Below are 23,642 nucleotides of genomic sequence, written 5' to 3' on the forward strand. Positions count from 1 at the left end.
TTAGTCCACCGCGAAGGGCGGCGGCAGCGGCAAACTCTTCTCCGCCATCACGCCGCGTAGTCGGTCCGGATAGTCCGAGATGATGCCGTCGACGCCGAGATCGATCAGCCGTGCCATCTCGCTGCGATCGTTCACGGTCCACGGGATCACCTGGATGCCGAGTACTTTCGCGGCCGCAATGCTGTCACCGGTAACCTCACGGTAGTTCGGCGACCACACCGCACATCCCGCCGCATGCGCGAGCTTCGGCACCGAGTGATCGAAGTCGTCGATGTCGAGACCGGCGAGCCACGGCGACGCGCCGGGCTTGCCGCGTTGCACGGTGTCGAAAGTCGGCGCTTCGACCGTGAGGCAGACGCGGCGGATTTCCGGCGCGAGCTCGCGCAGAATCTTCAGCGTCCGCCAATCGAACGATTGAACGGTCGCACGCTCGGTGAGCCCCGCGTTGCGGATCGCGTCCGCAATCGCGCGCGCGAATGTCGCCGGATCGGCGGTCTCGGCATCCGTCGTCGGAGATAGCTTCGTCTCGATGTTGAAGCGAACATCCTTCGCGCCGGCGCGTTCGACGAAAGCAACGACTTCGCTGAGCGTCGGGATGCGCGTGCCGTCGACCGGTTTCTGCTCCGGATGCGTTTTGCCGTATCCGCTGTCGGCTTTGAGCCGGCCGACGTCGTAGCGCTTCACCTCGTCGAGCGTGAGGTCCCGCAGCGGTGTGCGCGTCGTGATGTATTGGCCATCCGGCCCGCGCGCGATGTTGGGATTGAGCGTCGGATCATGATGCACGACGAGGACGCCGTCCTTCGTCATCGCGAGATCGAATTCGAGGGTCGTGACGCCGAGCCGCAGCGCCGTCGCAAAAGCCGGCAGCGTATTCTCAGGCGCAAGCCCGCGCGCGCCGCGATGACCCTGTAGATCGAACGCGTGCGCGGGAGACGCTAAAATCAACAACAGCGGCAGAAGTCGCTTCATCGCCAGAACATGCCAACGAGACCTTCGCGGATCAACTCCAACGATATCACAAACACCAAAACATGCGCGACACGGTAAAACAGGATCGTCGGCATGACGCGGACGACCCAAAACCCGAACATGTTGGTGAGGACCGCGAGCGGCATCAACATCAGCGACACTGTGAACAGCCGTGTCGAGAAGTTACCGAGCGCGAAATAGGGGATGACCTTCACGGCATTTACGGTCGCAAAAAATATCGCCACCGTACCGACGAACGTCAGCTTCGGCAGGCGCTGCGGCAGAACATAAACCTGAAACGGCGGCGAGCCTTGCTGCGCCAGCGTTGACGTGAAGCCGGAGAGCGCACCCCAAAATACACCGGAGGGGACGGACGGCAGCCCGGCATCCGCCTCCGGCGCTTTGGCGAACCACGACTGCAGAATGAAGAGTAGCGAAATGAAGCCGATGCCGAACTTCACGGCGCTGTCCGAGATGTAAGCCGCAAGGCCCCACGCGACCGCGATCCCGATCACCGCGCCCGGCAGCATGATCATCAGATTGCGCTTGTCGAAATCGCGCCGATAGAACCACACCGAAATCGCGTCTTGCAGGATCATGATCGGCAGCAGCAGCGCGGCAGCTTCGAGCGGCGGCAGAAACAGCGCCATCAGCGGCGTCGCGATGCCGCCTACACCCGCAAAGCCGCCCTTGGAAAGCCCAAGGACGCTCACCGCGAAGATGACGGCGATCCAGAATGTCGTGTCTGTCGGCAACGTCTCAGCGGCCCGCGAATGTCGGCTTGCGCTTCTCGACGAACGCCTTCGCGGCTTCCTTGTGATCGGTCGAGTCGCGGCAGCGCGAGAGGTGCAGCGCCTCGCCGTCGAAGCAGTCTTCGAGCGACATCGTCTCGGCGTTGTTGATGTTCTTCTTGATGTAGCCGAGCGCAATGGTTGGGCCCTGGGCGAGCGACATCGCGACGTCGTGCGCGACCTTCTCGGTCTCGGCGTCGGGCACGACCTTCGTCACGATCCCGAGGCCGAGCGCTTCCTGCGCGGAAAGCACCGGCGACATCAGGTAAAGCTCGCGCGCTTTCGCGCTGCCGATCATTTTCGTCAGAAAGAACGTGCCGCCGTAGTCGCCCGGAAAGCCGATCTTGGCGAAGGCCGTCGTGATCTTCGCACTCTCGCTCGCGATACGCAGGTCGCAGGCAAGCGCGAGCGAAAACCCGGCTCCGGCCGCCGCACCGTCGACCTGCGCGACGACCGGCTTCTGCATCTGATGCACGAGGCGAGAGATTTCCATCCGGCTGCGCAGATCGGTGACGTTTTCTTCTAGTGTCGCGGGCGCCTTCGTCGTCATCGCCTGAATGTCGCCGCCGACGCAGAAAGTGCCCCCTGCGCCTTTCAGCAGGATCGCGCGGACCTCGGCATTCTTGGTCGCGGCATGCAGCGCATCCAGCATGGCGAACTGCATCTCGGCGCTGAGCGCATTGCGCCGTTCCGGCCGGTTCATCGTGACGGTCAAAAGGCCGCGGTCGAGATGCTGGAGGACGAGATCGCTCATAAGGGGAGACCTTGTGGGAAAAGTTGCCGGGATCATACGCAACGCGGCCCCTCCCACAAGCGCGCCGGACGCATCGCAATCACGCGTTTGGCAGCACGAACCGCATCATAAGGCTCGGCGGGCACTTGCTATTCCGGGCCCGTCCCGCGAAATTCCGGCAAAAGGAGTTTTGCGGAATGAACGCCAAGGCAAGCCGGTATCACGAGGTTCACGCGCGCAGCATGAAGGACCCCGAGGGGTTCTGGCGCGAGGTGGCCGAGGAGATCGACTGGGTCAAACCCGCCGACAAAATCTTCGATCCGGACATGGGCCTTTATGGCCGCTGGTTCGTCGGCGCCGAATGCAACACTTGCTACAACGCGCTCGATCGCCACGTCGAGCGTGGCCGCGGCGAGCAGACCGCGATCATCTACGATTCACCCGTCACCAATACGAAGCGCAACATCTCATATGCGGAGATGCTTGCGGAAGTGAAGGCCTTCGCGGCGATCCTGCAGGACCACAACGTCAAGAAGGGTGACCGCGTCATCCTCTATATGCCGATGGTGCCGGAAGCGATCGTCGCGATGCTCGCCTGCGCGCGTATCGGTGCGGTGCACTCGGTCGTGTTCGGCGGCTTCGCGCCGAAGGAGCTCGCGACCCGTATCGACGACTCGCAGCCGGACCTCATCCTCACGGCGTCCTGCGGCATCGAGGTGCAGCGCATCGTCGAGTACAAACCGCTGCTCGATGCCGCGATCGATCTCGCCAAGCACAAGGTGAAGGACGTCATCCTGCTGCAGCGGCCGCAGGCGAAGGCCGCGATGACCGAAGGCCGCGATCACGATTGGGCAACGCTGCGCGACGCCGCGATCAAGGCCGGCAAGACGGCCGACTGCGTGACCGTGAAGGCGACCGATCCGCTCTACATCCTCTACACGTCCGGCACGACCGGCATCCCGAAAGGCGTCGTGCGCGACAACGGCGGCCACATGGTCGCGCTCAAATGGTCGATGCACGGTCTCTACGGCGTGAAGCCGGGCGAAACCTGGTGGTGCTCGTCCGACATCGGCTGGGTCGTCGGCCATTCCTACATCGTCTACGGCCCGCTGCTGCACGGCGCGACCAGCGTGTTCTACGAAGGCAAGCCGGTCGGCACGCCGGATGCTGGTGCGTTCTGGCGCGTCATCTCGGAACACGGCGTCGTCGCGCTGTTCACGGCGCCGACCGCGTTCCGCGCGATCAAGAAGGAAGACCCGAACGGCACCTTCATTCGCAAATACGACCTCTCGAAATTCCGCACGCTGTTCCTCGCCGGCGAACGCGCCGACCCGCCGACCGTCGAGTGGGCCGAGCAGCAATTGCAGAAGCCCGTGATCGATCACTGGTGGCAGACCGAAACCGGCTGGTGCATCGCAGGCAATCCGGTCGGCCTCGGCACGTTGCCGGTGAAGCACGGCTCGCCGACCGTGCCGATGCCAGGCTACGACGTGCGCGTCGTCGACGAAGCTTCGCGTGAGGTCGCGCGCGGCACCATGGGTGCGATCGTGATCAAGCTGCCGCTGCCGCCCGCATCGCTGCCGACACTGTGGAACCAGGACGCGCGCTGCCGGGAAGCCTACTTCACTGAGTTTCCGGGCTATTACAAAACCGCCGACGCGGGTTTCATCGATGAGGACGGTTACGTCTACATCATGGGCCGCACCGACGACATCATCAACGTCGCGGGTCATCGCCTCTCGACTGGTGGCATGGAGGAAGTGCTCGCCGGCCATCCGGACGTCGCCGAATGCGCCGTCATCGGCATTGCGGATGCAATGAAAGGCGAAGTGCCGTGCGGCTTCATTGTGCTCAAAGCCGGCGTCGATCGCGACACCAAAGAAATCGAGAAGGAAGTCGTCGCGCTGGTGCGCGAAAAGATCGGCCCGATCGCCGCGTTCAAGCTCGCGCTGACGGTGCCCCGTCTGCCGAAAACGCGCTCCGGCAAAATCCTGCGCGGCACGATGAAGAAGATCGCCGACGGCGAGAGTTGGACGATGCCCGCGACCATCGAAGAGCCGAAAGTGCTCGAGGAGATCGGCGAGGTATTGAAGGGGAGGGGCTAGTGCTCACTTGATTCGCGTTGCGGAAATTCCGAAGTGATGAGACGATCTTAGCGTTTCGAACGACGGATTTTCTCAATGCGATTTTCGTGCACGCACGCTGCGATTGCAGCATGGTGTCGTTACGCGAATGCGTGGTGACGCCGATGTCAGACACCCCAAACCCGCTTGTAGCATCGCCGTTCCTGGTTCAGCTTGCCGGAGAACACGTCACGGTCTGCGAATGCTGCGAGGACCGGACGCAAGTTGCGTGCGGCCTCATCACTACTCGCTATTGCGCAAAGATCGCGTGGTATTGGGTGCGTTGGACAATCGGCAAACCTAGTCTGCCGGCAGTCTACGACATCGCGATGGTCCCACCCTCGGTCGAGCCGTATACACATGAGCGAGTGCTCGTCGAGATGGGCCAGTTCTTCGAGCAGGATGGCGGAGTTGCATTTGGCGATGCCGATAGGAGTCCTCTCGCGAAAGACACAACTGTTTGCGACCGCGCACTGACACGGGATGAGGCGCTAATGCCACCATTCGTCGATCGCGCATGCGACTTGTTCGATACGATCTGGATCAATGACCCGCGGCTCGGAGAGTTGCGAACTTGGCGCGAAAACGCGAAGAAGGAAGGATGATCAAAAACATCATCTTCGACGTCGGCAATGTTTTCGTGCAGTGGTCGCCGCACGAGATAGTCGAGCGCAGCTATCAGCTCGCGCAGGGCTCCGACGAGAACCTGAGTAAAGCCGACACGCTGTTTCGCAACGCGTTGTGGAAAGGCCTCAACCGCGGCGAGATGACGATGGCGGAGGCGCAGCGCGCGTATCGCGATCAGTTCGCGCTGTCCGAAGAAGAGGCAGAGCGGCTGTTCTTTCACATTCTGGATTCGCTCGACGTCATCGAAGGCACCGAGGCGCTGGCGCAGCGCCTGAAGGCTGCGGGCTATCGCATCTTCGCGCTCACCGACAACGTGCACGAGATCGTCGCTTACTTAAAGAACCGCCACACCTTCTGGCCGCTGTTCGAAGCCGCGACCATCTCGGCCGAACTCGGCCTGCTCAAGCCCGAGGCGGCGATCTATCGCCATGCGCTCGACACGCATGGCCTTGTCGGCGACGAGACGGTGTTCTTCGACGACATCCAGGCCAACGTCGACGGCGCTATTGCGGCCGGCATGCACGCAAAGGTCTTCACCACGGCGAATCGCTGCGAGGCCGATCTGCGTGAACTTGGTGTGTCGGTTTAGGCGCTTCGCAGAATCGCCCACGCGAACTCGCGCGGGTAAACGAGTTCTGAATCCCTCCGAAAATATACTTTGGGACTCGCAAGGCCGACTCAGAGCATCGTCTTTTCAGTCGAACGAAGCCGGAGTTCTTAGTCGTGTACGAAACAGCCATTGCCTTCGCGCTGATGGTCGCGTGCTTCGTCAACGCGATGTGCCTCTGCGCGTATTTTTAGGGTTGCGCCAACAACAACCTCAGGCGGCATGGCCCAGCTTGTCCGGGCCATCCACGTCTTGACTGAGTCTTCAGAGAAGCAAGGCGTGGATGGCCCGCATGAAGCGGGCCATGACGGAGAACTAACCAAACGCCTTACGGCACAATCGTCGTGAACAGATAAACCGCAAAGATCGCCAAGTGCACGGCGCCCTGCAGCACAGTCGTGCGGCCGGTGCCGAGCGAGAGTGTCGCGACGACGAAGGTCAGGCCGAGCAGCACCATGCCCTTGAAGTCGAGGCCGAGCAGCAGCGTCCAGCCGGTCGCCAGCGAAACCAGCGCGACCGCCGGGATCGTCAGGCCGATCGAGGCGAGGGCGGAACCGAGCGAGAGGTTGATGCTCGTCTGCAGGCGATTTGACCGCGCCGCATTGAGCGCCGCGAGGCTCTCCGGCAGCAGCACGATCGCCGCAATCACGATACCGACGACCGTCTTCGGCATGCCGGCGGCCGCGATCCCCCATTCGATCGTCGGCGACAGCTGCTTGGCGATCAGCACCACGGCGCCGAGGCAGGCGACGAGCAGCCCGAGGCTGGTCAGCGCGATTGCATTCGGCGGCGGTTCGGCATGCGCCTCTTCGTCATTATGCGCCGGGCCGTCGGGCAGAAAGTAGTCGCGGTGACCCAGCGTCTGAACGAAAACGAAGGCGCCGTAGAGCACTAGCGAGATAACAGCCGCGAGCATCAGCTGGCTCGACGAATACATCGGCCCGACCGTGGTCGTCGTGGTGTTCGGCAGGATCAGCGTGATGACGGCCATGACGGCGAGCGTCGCCAGCGCGGCGTTGACGCCGTAGAGGCTGAAGGTCTGCTCGCCATGCCGCGAGCTGCCGAACAGCAGGCAGATGCCGATCATGCCGTTGAGGATGATCATGATGGCGGCGAAGATCGTATCGCGCGCGAGCGTCGACTCGGTTTCTCCGCTCGAGATCATCAGCGAGACGATCAGCGCGACCTCGATGATCGTCACCGCGAGCGCCAGGACCAGCGTCCCGAACGGCTCACCGACACGGTGCGCCACCACCTCCGCGTGGTGAACGGCCGAGACCACGGTCGCGCCGAGCGCGAGGCCCAGTGCCACCGAGAGCATCGGGTGCGAGAATTTGAGCGCGATCAGGAACAGCAGCCATCCAACGATGGCCGAGGCCCAGGTCCAAACCGGAATGTGCTTCGAAAACATGCCTCATTGGTAAGCGGCGAATCGGCCCCGCGCCACCGGAATCGGCCGACCTGGCGGGCAAGTGATCGAAACGCGCCGCCACTCGGCATATGCGTTGCATGAATCGCGGCTGAGGAGATCGCCGTGCTGCCCATTCCGCGTCGTTACAGCCACTTCGTTTTCGGTGTCATTCAGTCGGGGCTGACCAGCCTCATCGCAGCCGGCATCGCGAGCCTGCCGGTCGTTACCGCCGGCGACTATCTGCGGCACTGGGCACTGTCTTGGCTGATCGCCTGGGTGACGATGCTGCCCATCGTTCTGCTGGCAGCGCCCGCGATCCGCGCGCTCGCCACCGCGATGACGCGCGAGGAGCGCTAAGCCTTGCGGAGCGCCGCGTGGGCCGCGTCCGCCGCGTCGCGGCCGGTGCGCAGCGCGCCATGCGCCGTCGTGAAATCGCGCGCCGAGACGGCTTCGCCTGCGAAAAAGATGCGATCGTCGACCGGCGCTGCGAGCGCGGCACGCGCATCCGCATGGCCGATCAGAGCCGCCGAGTAGGAGCCGAGCGCGAACGGATCCTGCGCCCATTGCGTTGAGATGATGGGCTTCAGCCTCTTGAGGACGTCGTGGCCGAAATGGTTCGCGAGCTCTTCGCGCGCGAAGGTGACCTGAGCATCGATGCCGCCTTTTTCCATCGCGCGCGCATTCTCGCCGCCGAAATAGCACTCGATCACGGGCCGCCCGAACGGCCGGAAGTGATAGCTGCCGGTGCCGATGCGATCCTTCGTGCCGAACACGCGGCCTTCCTTCGGAAAGTCGTCGGGCCTTTCGATGCGGAAGAAGAGCTTATCGGCAAGCCCGAGCGGCAGCCCACCGGCGGCCGCGATCTTCTCCGGCAGCGGAGGGTCGAAGCGCAGCGTCTCGCGCGCGAGCAGATTGGTCGAGATCGTGACGATGATCGCACGGCACGAAAGTTCGCCGCGTGTTGTCGTGACGCGAATGTCTTTGCCGGAATGATCGATGCGGCTGACGGCCTCGCCGAGCCGGATGTCGAGCCCTTTCGCATAGCCTGCGACCGTCGTGCCGTAGCCTTGTGTGACGCGCCAGTTAGTTCCGCTGTCGTAGTACCGGTCGTAGTCGACCACCGAAAGTTTGTCGGCTTCGACGCCGTTGGCGTAAGTCGAGATCGCCGAGATCAGCGCGTTCCAGGGATTGCCGGGCTCAAGCAACGTCGATGCTGCGCGATCTTTCTCGCGCGCGGCTTTCTCGACGCGCGTCTCGTATTGATCGATCGTGGCGCGGAAGTCGGTTTGCTCTTCCGCGCTCATCGAGAGTTCGTTGCGGATGCGGTTCCACGGCGGGAAGGTCGTGTCGATCGTTAAGCCGAGCTCGCGCGCGATGCCGGTCCATTCGTTCTCTTCGGCCGAATGCAGCCAACCGCAGCCGAGATCGAGCGGCAGTTCTCCGGCGACAGTCGCGGCGCGACCGCCGACGCGATCGCGCGCTTCGAGCACTACAGCGTTGACGCCGTGGTCCTTCAGTCGGCGGCCCGCCGCAACGCCTGCGGCGCCCGCGCCGATAACGATGACTTCAATTTCGTGCATGAGCTTTCACGGCGTTAAGGTAGGGCGCTTTCGTGAAAGCTCCAAGAATGGCTACAAGACTGGCCACAAGACCGCGCAATACTACGCGGCGCGGACAGTGCCAAGGAAGCGATCGACCTCTGCGCGCAGCTGGTGGCTTTGCGCCGCGAGCGCCTGAACCGCCTTGAACACTTGGCTCGACGCAACGCCGGTCTCGATGGCGCGGCCATTCACGTCCGCGATATTGCCGGCAACTTCCGCCGTGCCGTTCGCGGCGATCTGCGCGTTATGCGAGATTTCCTGCGTCGCCGCATATTGCTTCTCGACCGAAGAGGCGACCGCGGTCGCGATTTCGGCGATGCGGTGGATCGTGCTGCTGATGTCCTTGATCGTGTGCACCGAGTCGATCGTCGCCGATTGGATGGCGCCGATCTGCGCGCCGATTTCCTGCGTCGCCTGCGCGGTCTGTGCCGCAAGGCTCTTCACCTCGGAGGCGACCACCGCGAAGCCGCGGCCGGCTTCGCCCGCGCGTGCAGCTTCGATGGTGGCATTGAGCGCGAGCAGGTTCGTCTGTTCGGCGATATCCGAGATGATCTCGATGACGTCGCCGATGCGCTGCGCGGCCTGCGAGAGCGCGCTGATGCGAGCGTCTGTTTGTTGCGCCTGTTCGACGGCCGCAATCGCGATGCGGCTCGATTCTTGAACTTGCCGCGCGATCTCGTTGACGGAGGTCGCCAGCTCATCGGACGCCGCTGCGACCGACTGAACGCTCGACGACGCGGCGGTGGAGAACCGCGCCGCGGAGCCCGAAAGCGCGCGTGTGCCTTCGGCGCTGTTCGTCAGTGTGCTGGCGGTCTCTTCGAGATCGCGTGTTGCGCGCGTAACCGTTCCGATGATCTGACCGACGGCATCGTCGAAGCGGTCGGCCCAGCCGTTGAGCTCTTGCTTACGGTTGCGTTGCGACTGTTCGGTGTCCGCCTTCTGCCGCGCCTCAAGCCGCGCGAGGTGCGCCAGCTGATCGCGGAAGGTTGTCGCGGCGCGCGCCGCATCGCCGACTTCGTCGGTTCGATTGGCATACGGGATCGCGACCGAAAGATTGCTGCGCGCAAGGTCGAGCAGAACGTTACCGATCTTTCGGATCGGCCGCACGATATGCATTTGCGACAGCATTGCGAGCGCGAGCAGCACTGCGATCACCGCAAGGCCAATGATCGCAGTGAGGTTTTCGGCCCACACCAGCGTGTCGCGCACATGATTGTCGGCTTGATTGCGCAGGATGGCGTTCTGGACAGTCGCGAGTTCCACGAGCTTCGTCACTTCGTCGACGAGCACCGTCGCGCGACTTTCGATCAGCGCCGTCTGTTGATCGATCGCAACCGCGATTTCGCTCAGCATTTTGCGGAAGGATTGGTGCAGCGTTCCGAGCGTATCGATGGTCTTGCGAATGTCGGCGTCGTTCGTCGCGGCTGCGGCGCGTTGCAGCGCTTTCGTGATACGATCAATTCCGATCGTCGCATCCATCATCGCGTTTTCCTGCTGGAGAACGCGAAGACGCAGTACCGCATTATTCGCCGTCTGGTACGCCGCATCGGCCGCGTAGAGTTCCGGCATCAGCGGCGCTGAGGTGCCGCCGCGCGCTTCCACGCGGCGGATCTCCGCCGTCCATGATTTCCAGATGCGCTCGCGCTCGCCGTCGAGGCGAATGATCTTCACCTGCGACTTGGCGATCTCTTCGGCCGTGACCACGGTCTCGGCGAGCTTATTGCGGATCGTCGCGAGGCGAACGAGGTGGCCGTCATCGCGGCTCAAGCGCTCGGCGTTGTCGATGTAGTCGCGGCCCGCCGTACCGGCTCGCTTGAGTTCGACCAATGCGGTGTCGATCGCGGTTTGCGATGACGCGAGGCGGATGCGGTCGAGTTGTTGCTGTGCGGATTGAACGGCGGTGAGCGCCGCCATGCTCTCGAAGATCGATTGGCCTTCGCGGTCCGAGCTGGAGCCTACGGCGGAAATCTCCGCATTTCCCCAGCGATCGCTGACGATCATGCCGCCGACGAGCGCTATGCCGAGCAGGGCCGAGAGCCCCAGTTTGGTGCCGATGTAGAGCCGCGTGACCATTCGAAGCGCTTCCGCCAGGATTTGGCGGAGAATGCGCTCCGTTAGGTTAACTTACGTGTAATCCGGCCGTTATTCGCTCTTGCCGCCGAGCTGCTTGAGCTTGGCGAAGACCGCGTCGACGTTGAGCTCTTCGAGCGGCTTCTTCGGCGCATCGCTCTCGCGGGCAGCCGTCGTTTCCGAAGCCGGGAGTAGGGTGGCACCGGTATCAGCCTGGACGGGCTTTTCTTTCGCGGCCTTGCCGACTTCGAGATCGAGGTCGAGCTGCGTGCAGAGGCCGAGCGTCACTGGGTCCATCGGCTGCAGGTTGGTCGAATTCCAGTGATTGCGGTCTTTGACGGCCTGGATCGTCGACTTGGTGGTGCCGACGAGGCGCATGATCTGCGCATCTTTCAGCTCCGGATGGCTGCGCACGAGCCAGAGGATCGCGTTCGGGCGATCCTGGCGGCGCGATACCGGGGTATAGCGCGGGCCGCGCTTCGTCTTCGGAGCCGGCAGGCGCACCTTGGCGTCCGCGAGCTTGAGGCGCTTGTTGGTATCGGCTTCGGCGGCTTCGATGTCGGCACGCGACAGCTGGCTGGTTTGAATCGGGTCTAAGCCCTTGATCCCTTGCGCCGAATCGCCGTCTGCGATGGCTTTCACCTCGAGCGGGTGTAGCTTGCAGAACTCGGCGATCTGGTCGAACGAGAGCGCCGTATTCTCGACCAGCCATACGGCCGTTGCCTTCGGCATAAGCGGTTGATTCGACATGGCAAAAGTCCTCTTAGGCTTCGCCCGCCGGGCAGGCGAAGCAGGTAGTCATCAGGGATGACGGGATTAACGCGAAATATAGGCGTTTGGGATTGTGATGTCCATGCGGAGCGGCGGCCAATTTGCTTGACAGGGCGGCGGCCTAACGCCATTTCGAGTATCGAACGGCCCCGGTTGGCCGACTCCCTGGCTGGCCCCTTAGAGGGCGCGAGTATTTGATGACCGCAGCACGCATTTCGTCCCCGTCCGGCAAACCGCCGCTCAAGGTTCTATTGTGCTCACCGCGTGGTTTCTGCGCCGGCGTCGTGCGCGCGATCGATACGGTCGAGCGCCTGCTGGCGACGCATGGCGCGCCCGTCTATGTCCGGCACGAGATCGTCCATAACCGCTACGTCGTCGAAGGCCTGAAGCGCAAGGGCGCGATCTTCGTCGAAGAGCTCGAAGAGATTCCGGACACCACCGCACCGGTCGTCTTCTCGGCGCATGGCGTCGCGATCGAAGTGCGCGAGGAAGCCGAGCGCCGTAACTTCGTTTCGATCGACGCAACATGCCCACTGGTGACGAAGGTTCACCGCGAGGCCGAGATCCATCATCGCCGCAAGCGCGAGATTTTGCTGATCGGTCATGCCGGCCATCCGGAAGTGGACGGCACCATCGGCCAACTGCCGCCCGGCAGCGTGAAGCTGATCGAGACGCTGGCGGACGCCGAGAACGTGCAGCCGGCCGACGAGAAGAACCTCGCTTACATCACGCAGACGACGCTGTCGGTCGACGACACCGCCGAGATCGTCGCGTGCCTGAAGCGCCGCTTCCCGGCGATCTCGGGCCCGCACAAGGAAGACATCTGCTACGCGACGACCAATCGTCAGCAGGCCGTGAAGCAAGTCGCGTCCTCGGTCGATGCGCTGATCGTTGTCGGTGCTCCGAACTCGTCGAACTCGCAGCGTCTGCGCGAAGTCGCCGAGCGGGAAGGCTGCAAGCGCTCGTTCCTGATGCAGCGCGCTGCCGAGATCGATTGGGATCAGCTCGGCGACATCCGCGTGCTTGGCGTCACGGCCGGCGCGTCGGCGCCTGAAGTGCTCGTCGAAGAAATCATCGATGCGTTCGCACAGCGTTACGACATCGAAGTGGAGAATGTCTCGGGCGTGACCGAGAGCATGTTCTTTCCGCTGCCGCGCGCCGTTCGTCCGACCGAAGCCGCAGAATAGTGGGCCGCTATGGCGGTCTATACTGACGTTTCGGCGGAGCAACTCGCCGAGTTCCTATCCGGCTATTCGCTCGGCGAACTGCTCTCCTACAAGGGCATCGCGGAAGGCGTCGAGAACTCCAACTATTTGGTCCACACGACCTCCGGCTACGTGCTGCTGACGCTGTTCGAGAAGCGCGTCAAAGCCAGCGATCTTCCGTTTTTCATCGGCCTGATGGAACATCTCGCGACGCGCGGGCTCAACTGCCCGCTACCGGTCAAGAACCGGAGCGGCGAAGCGCTCGGCACGCTCGCGGGGCGTCCGGCCGTTGTTGTCACATTCCTCGAAGGCATGTCGATGCGCCGCCCCACCGCAGCGCATTGCGAGGCGCTCGGGGAGGCGCTGGCGCAGCTGCACAATGCCGGCGAAGGTTTTTCGATCACGCGCGTCAACGCGTTGTCGATGCCGGGCTGGCGTCCGCTTTACGACATGGCGGGGCACGAACGCGCCAACACGTTGCGCGCCGGTCTCGGCGACACCGTCGCGTTCGAACTCGATCATCTCGAGAAGGAATGGCCGCGCAATCTTCCGGCCGGCGTCATTCACGCCGATCTCTTTCCGGACAACGTGTTCTTCCTCGGCGACAAGCTGTCGGGACTGATCGACTTCTACTTCGCCTGTAACGACATGCTGGCCTACGACGTTGCGATCTGCCTCAACGCGTGGTGCTTCGAAACGGACGCGTCGTTCAACGTCACCAAAGGCCGCGCGTTGCTGCAGGGCTATCAGAGCGTGCGTCCGCTTTCGGCTGCCGAGCAGGAGGCACTGCCGATCCTCGCGCGCGGCGCCGCGTTGCGCTTCCTGCTGACGCGGCTCGTCGATTGGCTGAACGTTCCGCCGGGCGCGCTCGTCCGCCCGCACGATCCGCTCGAATATTTCCGCAAGCTTCGCCACCACCAGCGCGCGACGACCGCGCGCGACTACGGGCTCGGCGCATGAGCGAGGAAAAGACCGGCGCGGTCACGATCTTCACCGACGGCGCATGCTCGGGAAATCCGGGCCCTGGCGGTTGGGGCGCCGTGCTGATCTACAACGGCCACGAGAAAGATCTTCATGGCGGCGAGGCGCACACGACCAATAACCGCATGGAGTTGATGGGCGCGATCTCGGCGCTGGAGACGTTGAAGCGTCCGTGCACGGTCGATCTGCACACCGACTCGCAATACATGCGCAACGGCATCATGCAGTGGATTCACGGCTGGAAGCGCAACGGCTGGAAGACGGCCGACAAAAAGCCCGTGAAGAACGCCGATCTATGGCAGCGCCTCGAGGCGGCGATCGGGCGTCACCAGGTGCGCTGGCACTGGGTCAAAGGGCACGCCGGCGATGTGATGAACGAGCGCGCCGACGCGCTCGCCCGTCAAGGTGTATTGGACGCCCGCACGACACTGCGCACGGGCGCCCCGCTCGACAAATAATCAGAGCGATTTCAGGATCGTCTCGGCGCCCGAGACTTCGACCTTGCCGGGCATTTCTTCGACATTGAGCTGCTTCACGACGCCATCTTCGACGACCATCGAGTAACGCTTCGAACGAACGCCGAGACCGTTGCCGGATGCGTCGAATGCCATGTCGAGCGCCTTGGCGAATTCGCCGTTGCCGTCGGAGAGAAATTCGACTTTGCCTTCGGCGCCGCTCGCGTTCTTCCATGCGTCCATCACGAAGTGATCGTTGACGCCGGTGACGGCGATCGAGTCGATACCCTTCGCCTTGATGGCGTCAGCGTTGGCGATGAAGCCGGGCAGGTGGCTCTTGTGGCAGGTACCCGTGAAGGCGCCCGGCACCGCGAACAGAACGATCTTCTTGCCCTTGAAGACTTCGTCGGTCGTCTTCCAGGCCGGGCCTTCGGCCGTCGAAACGCGGAAACGGGAATTCGGAATGCTGTCGCCGACCTTGATGGGCATGGGATGTCCTCGTGCAGATTGTGGAGTTTGGATATGAGGTTGGGGGCGGACCTTAGCAACCGCCATTTCGGCTGTCGATCATTGCTCACCGTAGCCCGGATGAGTGAGGCGAAGCCGAACGACATCCGGGAACTATGTTGCGAGCGCGCCCCGGATATCGCTCGGCACTCCGTGCCTTCGCTCATCCGGGCTACAGGCGCGTCTCGTCGAAACCGTAGCTCGGATAAGTGAGGCGCAGCCGAACGACATCCGGGGACCAAAAATACGAGCGCTTCCGGATATCGCTCAGCACTCTCCATCCAGGCTACAGGCGCGTCTAGTCGAGCTTGAATGGGACCTCGATGGCGTCCGTGTCACTCGTTGCCGTGAGCGTCAGCGTAGCGCCCGAGGCGGAGACTCCTGGCGGCATGCCGTCGATCTCGAACGCAAAGCGCTGGGCGCCGGCGGGCGCACCGTCGATCGGCTCGGGGAGCGGCAAGCTCCAGTCCTGCGTCGGACCTTCGGCGAAGAGATCGACCTTCTTTCCGGCTGGTGCCGCAACGTCGACGACGACGCGCGGCTTGGCGCCGTCTTCCCGCTTCGCCGCGATGATGGCGAACAGGGCCTTGGCTCCGAGCTCGCTCGTCTGCGGGACGCGTTTCACTGCCGTGGCGAGGACCGAAGCCGTCGCGGCTGTCGCGGGCTGCAGCGTCAGCATTGCTTTGGCATCGACAGGCACGCATAGCTTTTCGCAGATTGCGTAGTCGAATTTGCCGCGCAGCGTGACCGGCTTCTTCGGGTCCTTGGCGATGACGCGCAACGGGAATATGACGCGCTCGCCATAGCCGATCGATGTGCCGTTGCCATCCTTGAAACGCTTCGGCGCGGGAAACTGAGCAACAACGGTCGCGACATTCTCGGACGCCGAGAAGTCGAAGCGAGGCGGAACGCCGGAATCTCCGGGATAGCGCCAGTATGTCTTCCAGCCTGGCTCCAGCGTGATCTCAATCGCCGCCGTGATCGTAGCTGACGATCCGCTGTCGCGGCCTGACAGCAAGCGAACGGCTGAGTGAGTGCTGCGATCCCATGCCGAAACATCGGCAGCGCCACCCTCCGCGCGCAGGGAATCGTTAAGCGAAATCGCCGCCGCAACGCCGGCGAGCGCCAGCAAAACGATGCGCGTCGGGAACCGGATAAGGCCGGTATTCGTAGTCATAGGGTGAGCTAGTCCCGTAAGGGGGCGATTACAAAGTAAAATACAGGCAACACTGTCAACAATTCGTGCGGCCTGCATTCTTCACAAATCGGGCAATATCGGTTTATCGTTGTGCACATGCGAAAGACCCGTCGTCGACGATCGTCAGGTGAGTCCCGCGGATTTCTCGACGGGCAGATGCTCGTTGCCATGCCCAACATGGAAGACGAGCGCTTTTCCCGCTCCGTTATTTACATTTGTGCGCACTCGGACGAGGGCGCCATGGGCATCATCGTCAACCAGCTTGCGCCGAATATTGTGTTCCCGGACCTGCTCGTGCAGCTGGACGTGATCCCGGAAGAGAACAAGATCGAGCTTCCGCGCAGCGCCGAGGGCGTGAAGGTCCTCAAGGGCGGCCCGGTCGAAAGCGGGCGCGGCTTCGTCCTGCATTCGAGCGATTTCTTCCTCGACGACTCGACACTCCCGATCGACACCGACATCTGCCTGACCGCGACCGTCGACATCCTCAAGGCCATCGCGAACGGCAAGGGTCCGGATAGCGCCGTGCTCGCGCTCGGTTATGCGGGTTGGGGGGCAGGGCAGCTCGAAGAGGAAATCCAGCACAACGGCTGGCTCCACTGTGCGGCCGACCGCGACCTAATCTTCGGCGCGCACATGGACGACAAATACGAGCGCGCGATGCGCAAGATTGGCATCCCGCCCGGCATGCTCTCGAGCGAAGCCGGCCACGCGTAACGTCGTCCAATCCTCATCCTGAGGAGCACATGGTTGGCGAAGCCACCCATGTGCGTCTCGAAGGATCGAGGCCGCCCATCCTTCGAGACGGATCGCTTCGCTCTCCTCCTCAGGATGAGGGCGGAGAGACGTCCGGTTTTTCGCAGCGCTTATCGCGCCGGCTCGTAATGGTGCGCGGTCAGGAACGACGTCGCTTCCGCCGCCGTCATTGGGTCACCAAACGCATAGCCTTGCGCGTATTCGCAGCCGAGCTGGAACAGCTCCTGCGCGTCGGCATCCGTCTCCGCACCTTCCGCAACGACTTCCATGCCGAGGTCGTGCGCGAGGTTGATGATCGACCGCAGAATGACCGGTCGCTTCCCTTTGCTCGACGCGCGCACGAAAGACTGATCGATCTTGATCGTGTCGAACGGGAAGCGCTGCAGGTAGGCGAGCGACGAATGGCCGGTGCCGAAATCGTCGAGCGATAGGCCGGCGCCGAGTTCGCTCAAGCGATGCAGCATCTGCGCGGCATGCTCGGGATTTTCCATCATCAGCGACTCGGTGATCTCGAGCTTCAGCGTTCCGCGTGCCGGCGCCGTCTTGGCAAGCACCGCGCGGACATCCTGGATGAGATCGGTGCGCAGAAGCTGGCGCGACGAAACGTTGACGCTGCAGAAGATCGGTTCCGGCGAGCGCATCGCGCGCTGCCAATCGGCGAGCTGCTTCGCGGTGCGCTCGAGCGCGAACAGCCCGAGTTCCACGATGAGGCCGGTCTCTTCCGCGATGGTGATGAATTCGTTCGGCGGCAGGCGCCCCATCTTCGGATGATGCCAGCGCATCAATGACTCGAAACCGGCAATCGACCGATCTTCGAGCCGGATGATCGGCTGATACACCATCGAGATTTCGTCGCGGGAGAGCGCGCGGCGGAGTTCTGTCTCCAACGTCAGACGGTCGCTCTTGCGTGCGCGCATCGCAGCCTTGAAGACCTCGATGCGGTCGCCGCCCATGCGTTTTGCATGGAACATCGCAAGCTCGGCATCCTTCAGGAATTCATCGCGTTCGTTGCTGTCGTCGCCGAGCAGCGAAATGCCGATCGATGCGGTGAGCAGGATCTCGCGGTCGTTGAAGACGATCGGCGTGCGCAACGCCTGGCGGATCGCTTCGGCGAAGCCCGTGATCTTTTCTTGTTGTCGCTCAGACAACAGCAACACGCTGAACGTATCGCCGCCGATGCGGGCAAGCGTGTCTTGCGGCTTGAGCAGGCGGCCCATGCGGCGCGCCAGCGTCAGCAGGATCGAGTCGCCGACTGCGATGCCGACTGAGTCGTTCACCTGCTTGAAGCGGTCGATGTTGATGACCAGCACGGTCGGCCGCAGCTGCGAGTCGCCGCGCGCGAACGAGAGCGCCGCATTCATGCGATCGAGGAACAGCTCGCGGTTCGGCAAGCCCGTGAGGTTGTCGTGCACCGCGTCGTGCAGCAGGCGCTCCGACGCGTTCTTGAATTCGGTGACGTCGGTGAGCGTGCCGACAAGGCGGACGATCTCGCCGTCCGAGCCGACGACGGGCCGCGCCTTCAGCGTGAACCAGAGATAGTGACCGTCCGCGGTGCGCAGACGGAAGTCCTGCGTCAGCCTGCCGCGCCGCTGTTCGAGCAAGCCATCGAGGGCTGAGCGGAAACGATCGCGGTCCTGCGGGTGGAGAACTTCGAGCCACTTGGTGGCCGAGCCTTCAAGCGTGCCGCGCTTCAGGCCCAAGAGATGCTCGGTCTCTTGGCTAGTGAAAACCTGGTCGGCCGTCACGTCCCAGTCCCAGATCATGTCGCCGGAGGCGGCGAGGGCGAGCGCGCGGCGCTCGACGTCCGACACGATCGCGTTGCCGCCGCCGCCCGCGAAGGCGTGCTGCATCACCGTGAAGCCGATCAGCATGATGATGAGAACGAGGCCGCCCATCAGCGCAGCGCCGACGATGTCGTTCGTCACGATGCCGGTGACCGCGAGGCCTGCTGCGAAAACCCAGAGCAGCAGCAACAGCCACGTCGGAATCAGCAGCACGGCGCGATCGAAGTGATGCGCCGCGAGATAGACGATGAGCGCGAAGCCGATCACCGCGACGGTCGCCAGCGAGATACGCGCGATGCCGGACGCGAACGGCGGATCGTAGACGGCGAGCGCGACCAGCGCCGTGAGGAAGAGCAGCCAGCCGCCCGTGATGTGCACGTAGCGCACATGCCAGCGATTGAGATTGAGATACGCGAACAGGAACACCAGCAGCGTCGCCGCAAGGATCGCCTCGCCGCCCGCGCGCCAAATGCGCTCGGTGTTGGTCGAGAGATCGAAGACCTTGCCCCAGAAGCCGAAGTCGATGCCGATATAGGCGAGCACCGCCCAGCTCAGCGCCGCGGCCGCCGGGAACATCACGCTGCCTTTGACGACGAACAGGATCGTCAGGAACAGCGCAAGCAAGCCCGCGATGCCGATGACGATGCCGTAGTAGAGCGTGAAGCTGTTGATCTTGTCCTTGTAGGCGTCCGGCTCCCACAAATAGAGCTGCGGCAGATGATCGCCGCGCAGCTCGACGACGAACGTGATCACCGTGCCGGGATCGAGCGTGAGCCGGTAGATGTCCGCGATGTTCGAGTCTTGTTTCTCGGGACGATCACCAGCGGACGGCGTCACCGTCACGGTGCGCGATTGTCCGAGGTCGGGCCAGATGATGCCGGAGCCGACCATGCGATAGTGAGGCGCGACCAGCAGGCGATCGACTTGCTCGTCGCCGTTATTGGCGAGCGCGAAGACGACCCAGTTCGTGCCGCCTTCACGTGCGCGCACTTCGATGCGGCGCGCGATGCCGTCGGCGCCCGGCGCGGTCGAAACTTGGATGCGGTCGGTTTCGGTTTTCTGGCGTTCGACGGCGTCGGTGAGATCGATCGCGGCAGCATCGACCTGGACATTGATCGCGTCGGCAGCGCGCGCGGAAGCGCAGGCCGCAACACCGATCATCACCGCAAACAACACCGCGGTCGCCAGAGACGAAGCCGTACGCCAAAGTCGCAACCAAGAAACTCCCAGGCTTCGATCCTCACCAATTGGGAATCGGACGAGCCGCCAAAACAATCGCTGAGGAATACCGTAGAGATGCCGCGTTTACGAGCATTTTGCTCCGAAATGCCCGTTCACTCAGGTACCAAGATTCCGGCCGTCCGGCGAGTTAGGCCGGACAAACCAGGATCAGGTTGCGGCAAAACTGGGGCGAGAGGCTACTCGACTTCCAGCATGATCTTGCCGATGTGGGCGCTCGAATCCATCAGCGCATGCGCCTCAGAGGTTTTTGCCAACGGGAAGGTCTTGAAGATCACCGGCTTTACTTTGCCGGCCTCGATCAAAGGCCAAATCTTCTCTTCGACCGAACGTGCGATCGCGGCCTTCTCGTGGATCGGGCGAGGGCGCAATGTCGAACCCGTGTGCGTGAGGCGCTTCACCATCAGTCGCGTGAAAATGACCGTCGCTTTCGGGCCGCCGAGGAAGGCGATCTGCACGATGCGGCCGTCCATCGCGGCGGCTTCGTAATTGCGCTCGATATACTCACCGCCGACCATGTCGATGATGACGTTCGCGCCTTTCTTCTCGGTCGCCTTCTTCGTCTCCTCGACGAAGTCCTGCGTCTTGTAATTGATCGCAACGTCAGCACCGAGCTTCACGCACGCATCGCATTTGTCGTCCGAGCCCGCTGTCGCGATTACGCGCGCGCCGAATGCTTTCGCGAGCTGGATCGCCGTCGTCCCGATGCCGGATGTGCCGCCGTGGATCAGTAGCGTCTCGCCGGCTTTGAGGCCCGCGCGATCGAACAGGTTCGACCACACCGTGAAGAACGTCTCGGGCAGGGCCGCCGCTTCGACCATCGAAAGACCTTTGGGGATCGGCAAAGCGTGATCCGCATAGGCCGCGCAGTATTCGCCGTAGCCGCCGCCATGGACGAGCGCCGTGATCTTGTCGCCGACCTTCCAGCGCTTCACGTTCGGGCCGAGCGCGACGACCGTACCGGCGATCTCAAGGCCCGGAATGTCCGGTGCGCCCGGCGGCGGTGGATATGCGCCGATGCGCTGTTGAACGTCCGGGCGATTGACGCCGGCCGCCGCGACTTTCACCAGCACCTCGCCATCCTTTGGCGCCGGCACCGGCCGCTTCTGCGGAACCAGAACCTCGGGACCGCCGGGCTGGCTGATGCCGATCGCAGTCATCTCGGCGGGAACGTTCGCCATCGGAAGAACTCCACGGAAGGGAAAGGGGAGGAGGGGTTGTACGCAACCTCCGGGAGGCCGTCAAAGCAGCCGCGTCGCCGGCGTTATAGTGCCGTGAGTTCCGGTTTCTGCTTTCAAAACCCTAACTAACGCATCTCGCAAAGCCGTTTCGTCGGCAGGGCTCGGCCGTGCCAGCGAAGCCGCGTTCAAAGCCGCGAGCTCGCGGGAAAAATCACCTAGCGTTGCATCGGGCAATTGGCGCTCGTCCGCGTACATCAAACCGACGCCGGCGATGAAGGAGACGAAGCCGAGCCACTTTGGCATCGCGATGATCAGCGGCGCGATCATTAGAATCGCGCCGGCAAGAATGAGGGCCAATCCGACATTGCCCATGCGGGAAAAATGAAAGCCCGGAACGTTGAGCCCAGTCTGCCGCTCGAGCAATGCGTGAAACTTGTACGCCGGCATCTCGATAAGATCGGAGAGCCGCGCGTCCGCGACGATTTCATTCGCGGCTGCGTATCCGGACAGCACGTTGCGCACGCGTTGATACGCGATGGATGTCGCATGCGCGCCGGTCGCAAACACTTTCGCGCGCACGACGTCGAACATTTGGCCAACTGTACTGAACGACTGTAATTCGATGTCGGAAAAGCGGATAGCAAAAGTGCGCTCGACAGCGAGGATAGCCTCGCCGCTCAGCGCCAAGTTCTCCACCTGAGATTTTGCAGGAACGCTTGAATTCATGTTTGATCGCGAGAGATATGCACGCGGAGGATGCGATGGAAGACGACGATAAGCCGAAGAAGAAAGTGTCGCACGAGATCGGCCAGGATCTCGCATTGTTGTCTGTGTCCGAACTCGAAGCGCGCATCCTTTTGTTGCGTGAAGAAATATCTCGACTTGAAGTTGCGGTGAAGAGCAAGAGCGCGTCGCGCGACGCAGCGAATGCGTTCTTCAAGACGTAAGAATTTTTTGGTGATGCGCAACGCGATCGTGCTTTTCGTGGTCGCTTTTAAGACTCTCGAAAAACTTCGCGTGTTACTTCGCGAGTGTTCTCGACTTTGCCTTTTTATTTTTATTTCAGAGGTTATTTCCAATGACGATTTTCAAGAATTTCCTGCGTGATGAATCTGGCGCCACCGCAATTGAATACGGTCTCATCGCGGCGCTGATCTCGGTGGTAGTCATCACTGTGCTTGGCACGATTGGCGAGCGGATTAACCTGAAATTCGGTTCTATCGCCGCCTCGTTAGAATAGCCTTCCGCGATGTCCTTCGGGTCAGATCGAAAAGACCAAACGCCGCCTCATCGGGCGGCGTTTTGCTTTCGCGAGAATAGTAACCACTCGTTAAGCTTTCCGGGTCATTACTAAGCATGTCCAGATTCTGGACGCGAGTGGCTCCTGTCCACTCTGTTTGACGCCTCCCTGTTATCAACTTGAGCCGCCTCTGGCGGCTCTTTTTTTGTCCCGTTTCGAGCCAAACCGTGCTGGTACGCGCCTTGCTGCAGTGGATAGCGCGGATATCGCACCGTCCGCACCGGGCTTTGGGACTGATTTCGAAAACCCCGCTGGACAGGTTAGGGCCGGTCCGGCAGCATCAATTTTCAAGAGTGCGGGCGTGAGGCATTAACCAATGGCAGAGCTCTCCGAAGGGCTGCAACCGGTTCGGTTGACGGATCGGCTGTCGAATTCTCCGGCATTTACGGCGCTGTTTCGCGAAGGCATGAGCCTGGTCGAAGAGACCGCCGCGTATCTGGACGGGGACGGGCGCCGCGAGGCGAAAGGCCTCGAACGTGCCGCTGCGCTCGCCTACGCCACCGAAAGCATGCGTTTGACGACCCGGCTGATGCAGGTCGCGTCCTGGCTGTTGCTGCACCGCGCCGTCAACGAGGGCGAGATGTCGCTCACCCAGGCCGAGCGCGAGCGCCACAAGGTCAATATCGTCGTCGATCGCCGCGACTCCGACAGCGAATCCCACTTGCCGGAGCGGCTGCGCGAACTCATCGAAGGCTCGTTCCGCGTTCAGCAGCGCGTCCGCCATCTCGATAGCGGCCTCCGCCGGGGCAGTGACGTGATCGCGGCCGAGAACGACAATCCGGTCGGCCGGCAGCAGAATCTGCTCAGCGCCGCCTTCGGCCGCTGATCTGCAGCTCTTAGCCAACAAAAAAGCGCCCGATCACTCGGGCGCTTTTTGATTCGTTCGCAATGCCTTGCGGCGATTACTTACCCAAACCACCGAACTTCTTCTGGAAGCGCGAGAGGCGGCCGCCGCGGTCGAGCAGCTGTGCCGTACCGCCGGTCCAGGCCGGGTGCGACTTTGGGTCGATGTCGAGGTTCAGCGTATCGCCGGGCTTGCCCCAGGTCGTACGCGTTTCGAACTCGGTACCGTCGGTCATGACGACCTTGACGGTGTGATACGCCGGGTGAATGTCTGCCTTCATTGTTTCGCCTTTCCGCGCGTTCGGCCGATGCGCCGCCGCAGCGTGACAAATCGTCGATCGAGAGATTTCGCGGCTCTATACATGACGCTCCGGGCCGGCACAAGGCATAGATTGGCCGCCAAACAGGCTTTGAACTCTTCCATTTTGCGCATCAAGCCGCTGCGCATCTTCAATTATTGGGTGATGCGGCGATTTCGGCCTGCACTTGTCGG

24 protein-coding genes are annotated in these 23,642 nt (G+C 62.5%); 11 read left to right on the forward strand and 13 right to left on the reverse strand.

Going from position 1 to position 23,642, the window contains the following annotated elements; translation table 11 throughout:
- From GJW30_RS12700 to GJW30_RS12710, 3 genes are read right to left on the reverse strand one after another with little or no spacing between them, the layout of a single operon-like run.
- Positions 1-969, reverse strand: coding sequence for a glycerophosphodiester phosphodiesterase (locus tag GJW30_RS12700; RefSeq protein ID WP_096355869.1), 969 nt, complete (start codon positions 967-969; stop codon positions 1-3).
- Complete coding sequence (locus tag GJW30_RS12705) at positions 966-1,724, reverse strand: sulfite exporter TauE/SafE family protein (protein WP_096355871.1); 759 nt, start codon at positions 1,722-1,724, stop codon at positions 966-968. The genes GJW30_RS12700 and GJW30_RS12705 overlap by 4 nt, the downstream gene beginning before the upstream one ends.
- Before the next feature lie 4 nt (positions 1,725-1,728).
- Positions 1,729-2,514, reverse strand: a complete 786-nt coding sequence (locus GJW30_RS12710; protein ID WP_096355873.1) for an enoyl-CoA hydratase — start codon at positions 2,512-2,514, stop codon at positions 1,729-1,731.
- A gap of 176 nt (positions 2,515-2,690) precedes the next feature.
- Between GJW30_RS12710 and GJW30_RS12715 the strand changes: the two genes are divergently transcribed.
- From GJW30_RS12715 to GJW30_RS12725, 3 genes are all read left to right on the forward strand, one after another.
- Positions 2,691-4,598, forward strand: a complete 1,908-nt coding sequence (locus GJW30_RS12715; RefSeq protein ID WP_096355875.1) for a propionyl-CoA synthetase — start codon at positions 2,691-2,693, stop codon at positions 4,596-4,598.
- Between the two features lie 143 nt (positions 4,599-4,741).
- Positions 4,742-5,221: a hypothetical protein gene (locus tag GJW30_RS12720; RefSeq protein WP_130364442.1), complete on the forward strand. Its 480-nt coding sequence runs from the start codon at positions 4,742-4,744 to the stop codon at positions 5,219-5,221.
- Positions 5,218-5,832, forward strand: coding sequence for an HAD family hydrolase (locus GJW30_RS12725; RefSeq protein WP_096355879.1), 615 nt, complete (start codon positions 5,218-5,220; stop codon positions 5,830-5,832). Before GJW30_RS12720 ends, GJW30_RS12725 begins: the two co-directional genes overlap by 4 nt.
- A 346-nt stretch (positions 5,833-6,178) precedes the next feature.
- Here the strand turns inward: GJW30_RS12725 and GJW30_RS12730 are convergent, their stop codons facing one another.
- A complete protein-coding gene (locus tag GJW30_RS12730) occupies positions 6,179-7,261 on the reverse strand; it encodes a calcium:cation antiporter (protein WP_096355881.1) in 1,083 nt (360 codons plus the stop codon).
- 123 nt (positions 7,262-7,384) lie between these two features.
- On the opposite strand from GJW30_RS12730, the gene GJW30_RS12735 reads away from it, so the two are divergent.
- A complete protein-coding gene (locus GJW30_RS12735; protein ID WP_172887587.1) occupies positions 7,385-7,618 on the forward strand; it encodes a DUF2798 domain-containing protein in 234 nt (77 codons plus the stop codon).
- Here the strand turns inward: GJW30_RS12735 and GJW30_RS12740 are convergent.
- From GJW30_RS12740 to GJW30_RS12750, 3 genes are all read right to left on the reverse strand, one after another.
- Entirely contained in the window at positions 7,615-8,841 is a 1,227-nt protein-coding gene (locus tag GJW30_RS12740; protein ID WP_096355883.1) for a flavin monoamine oxidase family protein, read from the reverse strand. The two genes, GJW30_RS12735 and GJW30_RS12740, sit on opposite strands and share 4 nt — an antisense overlap.
- Before the next feature lie 81 nt (positions 8,842-8,922).
- Positions 8,923-10,935: a methyl-accepting chemotaxis protein gene (locus GJW30_RS12745; protein WP_096355885.1), complete on the reverse strand. Its 2,013-nt coding sequence runs from the start codon at positions 10,933-10,935 to the stop codon at positions 8,923-8,925.
- 69 nt (positions 10,936-11,004) lie between these two features.
- On the reverse strand, positions 11,005-11,682 hold the full coding sequence (locus GJW30_RS12750; protein WP_096355887.1) for a DUF1013 domain-containing protein: 678 nt from the start codon (positions 11,680-11,682) through the stop codon (positions 11,005-11,007).
- Between the two features lie 218 nt (positions 11,683-11,900).
- Between GJW30_RS12750 and ispH the strand changes: the two genes are divergently transcribed.
- The 3 genes from ispH to rnhA are packed head-to-tail and all read left to right on the forward strand — an operon-like array spanning position 11,901 to position 14,347.
- Positions 11,901-12,890: a 4-hydroxy-3-methylbut-2-enyl diphosphate reductase gene (gene ispH / locus GJW30_RS12755; RefSeq protein WP_096355889.1), complete on the forward strand. Its 990-nt coding sequence runs from the start codon at positions 11,901-11,903 to the stop codon at positions 12,888-12,890.
- Positions 12,891-12,899: 9 nt separating this feature from the next.
- Complete coding sequence (locus tag GJW30_RS12760) at positions 12,900-13,868, forward strand: homoserine kinase (protein WP_096355891.1); 969 nt, start codon at positions 12,900-12,902, stop codon at positions 13,866-13,868.
- Positions 13,865-14,347: a ribonuclease HI gene (rnhA, locus tag GJW30_RS12765; RefSeq protein ID WP_096355893.1), complete on the forward strand. Its 483-nt coding sequence runs from the start codon at positions 13,865-13,867 to the stop codon at positions 14,345-14,347. Before GJW30_RS12760 ends, rnhA begins: the two co-directional genes overlap by 4 nt.
- Here the strand turns inward: rnhA and GJW30_RS12770 are convergent, their stop codons facing one another.
- The gene (locus tag GJW30_RS12770; protein WP_096355895.1) at positions 14,348-14,833 is read right to left on the reverse strand and encodes a peroxiredoxin; all 486 of its coding nucleotides are present in this window, start codon (positions 14,831-14,833) and stop codon (positions 14,348-14,350) included.
- Between the two features lie 316 nt (positions 14,834-15,149).
- The gene (locus tag GJW30_RS12775) at positions 15,150-16,028 is read right to left on the reverse strand and encodes a protein-disulfide reductase DsbD domain-containing protein (protein WP_096355897.1); all 879 of its coding nucleotides are present in this window, start codon (positions 16,026-16,028) and stop codon (positions 15,150-15,152) included.
- A 117-nt stretch (positions 16,029-16,145) separates the two neighbouring features.
- Between GJW30_RS12775 and GJW30_RS12780 the strand changes: the two genes are divergently transcribed.
- Positions 16,146-16,763 carry a YqgE/AlgH family protein gene (locus GJW30_RS12780; RefSeq protein WP_096355900.1) on the forward strand — a complete coding sequence of 206 codons (618 nt, stop codon included), beginning with the start codon at positions 16,146-16,148 and terminating at the stop codon, positions 16,761-16,763.
- Between the two features lie 149 nt (positions 16,764-16,912).
- Here the strand turns inward: GJW30_RS12780 and GJW30_RS12785 are convergent, their stop codons facing one another.
- The 3 genes from GJW30_RS12785 to GJW30_RS12795 form a co-directional block, all read right to left on the reverse strand.
- On the reverse strand, positions 16,913-19,801 hold the full coding sequence (locus GJW30_RS12785) for an EAL domain-containing protein (RefSeq protein ID WP_165391571.1): 2,889 nt from the start codon (positions 19,799-19,801) through the stop codon (positions 16,913-16,915).
- 203 nt (positions 19,802-20,004) lie between these two features.
- A complete protein-coding gene (locus GJW30_RS12790; RefSeq protein ID WP_096355906.1) occupies positions 20,005-21,006 on the reverse strand; it encodes an NAD(P)H-quinone oxidoreductase in 1,002 nt (333 codons plus the stop codon).
- 60 nt (positions 21,007-21,066) lie between these two features.
- Positions 21,067-21,732, reverse strand: coding sequence for a hypothetical protein (locus tag GJW30_RS12795; protein ID WP_130364444.1), 666 nt, complete (start codon positions 21,730-21,732; stop codon positions 21,067-21,069).
- Between the two features lie 35 nt (positions 21,733-21,767).
- Here GJW30_RS12795 and GJW30_RS12800 point away from each other — a divergent pair, with 35 nt between their 5' ends.
- From GJW30_RS12800 to rcdA, 3 genes are all read left to right on the forward strand, one after another.
- Entirely contained in the window at positions 21,768-21,953 is a 186-nt protein-coding gene (locus GJW30_RS12800; protein ID WP_245408503.1) for a DUF1192 domain-containing protein, read from the forward strand.
- Positions 21,954-22,084: 131 nt separating this feature from the next.
- Entirely contained in the window at positions 22,085-22,246 is a 162-nt protein-coding gene (locus GJW30_RS12805) for a Flp family type IVb pilin (RefSeq protein ID WP_096355912.1), read from the forward strand.
- Between the two features lie 376 nt (positions 22,247-22,622).
- Positions 22,623-23,132 (forward strand): protease adaptor protein RcdA, encoded by a 510-nt coding sequence (gene rcdA, locus GJW30_RS12810; RefSeq protein WP_096355914.1) that lies wholly within the window; start codon positions 22,623-22,625, stop codon positions 23,130-23,132.
- 76 nt (positions 23,133-23,208) lie between these two features.
- On the opposite strand, the gene rpmE is transcribed toward rcdA, so the two are convergent.
- Positions 23,209-23,430 carry a 50S ribosomal protein L31 gene (gene rpmE / locus GJW30_RS12815; protein WP_096355917.1) on the reverse strand — a complete coding sequence of 74 codons (222 nt, stop codon included), beginning with the start codon at positions 23,428-23,430 and terminating at the stop codon, positions 23,209-23,211.
- Between the last annotated feature and the right edge of the window lie 212 nt (positions 23,431-23,642).

The sequence above is a fragment of the Variibacter gotjawalensis genome (assembly GCF_002355335.1).
GTDB lineage: Bacteria > Pseudomonadota > Alphaproteobacteria > Rhizobiales > Xanthobacteraceae > Variibacter > Variibacter gotjawalensis.

Bases quoted from the DNA above. Each gene is read 5' to 3' on its own strand.
- GJW30_RS12700 (WP_096355869.1), bottom strand. From the start codon at position 969: ATGAAGCGACTTCTGCCGCTGTTGTTGATTTTAGCGTCTCCCGCGCAC.
- GJW30_RS12710 (WP_096355873.1), bottom strand. From the start codon at position 2,514: ATGAGCGATCTCGTCCTCCAGCATCTCGACCGCGGCCTTTTGACCGTC.
- GJW30_RS12715 (WP_096355875.1), top strand. From the start codon at position 2,691: ATGAACGCCAAGGCAAGCCGGTATCACGAGGTTCACGCGCGCAGCATG.
- GJW30_RS12720 (WP_130364442.1), top strand. From the start codon at position 4,742: ATGTCAGACACCCCAAACCCGCTTGTAGCATCGCCGTTCCTGGTTCAG.
- GJW30_RS12725 (WP_096355879.1), top strand. From the start codon at position 5,218: ATGATCAAAAACATCATCTTCGACGTCGGCAATGTTTTCGTGCAGTGG.
- GJW30_RS12730 (WP_096355881.1), bottom strand. From the start codon at position 7,261: ATGTTTTCGAAGCACATTCCGGTTTGGACCTGGGCCTCGGCCATCGTT.
- GJW30_RS12740 (WP_096355883.1), bottom strand. From the start codon at position 8,841: ATGCACGAAATTGAAGTCATCGTTATCGGCGCGGGCGCCGCAGGCGTT.
- GJW30_RS12745 (WP_096355885.1), bottom strand. From the start codon at position 10,935: ATGGTCACGCGGCTCTACATCGGCACCAAACTGGGGCTCTCGGCCCTG.
- GJW30_RS12750 (WP_096355887.1), bottom strand. From the start codon at position 11,682: ATGTCGAATCAACCGCTTATGCCGAAGGCAACGGCCGTATGGCTGGTC.
- ispH (WP_096355889.1), top strand. From the start codon at position 11,901: ATGACCGCAGCACGCATTTCGTCCCCGTCCGGCAAACCGCCGCTCAAG.
- GJW30_RS12760 (WP_096355891.1), top strand. From the start codon at position 12,900: ATGGCGGTCTATACTGACGTTTCGGCGGAGCAACTCGCCGAGTTCCTA.
- rnhA (WP_096355893.1), top strand. From the start codon at position 13,865: ATGAGCGAGGAAAAGACCGGCGCGGTCACGATCTTCACCGACGGCGCA.
- GJW30_RS12770 (WP_096355895.1), bottom strand. From the start codon at position 14,833: ATGCCCATCAAGGTCGGCGACAGCATTCCGAATTCCCGTTTCCGCGTT.
- GJW30_RS12775 (WP_096355897.1), bottom strand. From the start codon at position 16,028: ATGACTACGAATACCGGCCTTATCCGGTTCCCGACGCGCATCGTTTTG.
- GJW30_RS12780 (WP_096355900.1), top strand. From the start codon at position 16,146: ATGCGAAAGACCCGTCGTCGACGATCGTCAGGTGAGTCCCGCGGATTT.
- GJW30_RS12790 (WP_096355906.1), bottom strand. From the start codon at position 21,006: ATGGCGAACGTTCCCGCCGAGATGACTGCGATCGGCATCAGCCAGCCC.
- GJW30_RS12795 (WP_130364444.1), bottom strand. From the start codon at position 21,732: ATGAATTCAAGCGTTCCTGCAAAATCTCAGGTGGAGAACTTGGCGCTG.
- GJW30_RS12800 (WP_245408503.1), top strand. From the start codon at position 21,768: ATGGAAGACGACGATAAGCCGAAGAAGAAAGTGTCGCACGAGATCGGC.
- GJW30_RS12805 (WP_096355912.1), top strand. From the start codon at position 22,085: ATGACGATTTTCAAGAATTTCCTGCGTGATGAATCTGGCGCCACCGCA.
- rcdA (WP_096355914.1), top strand. From the start codon at position 22,623: ATGGCAGAGCTCTCCGAAGGGCTGCAACCGGTTCGGTTGACGGATCGG.
- rpmE (WP_096355917.1), bottom strand. From the start codon at position 23,430: ATGAAGGCAGACATTCACCCGGCGTATCACACCGTCAAGGTCGTCATG.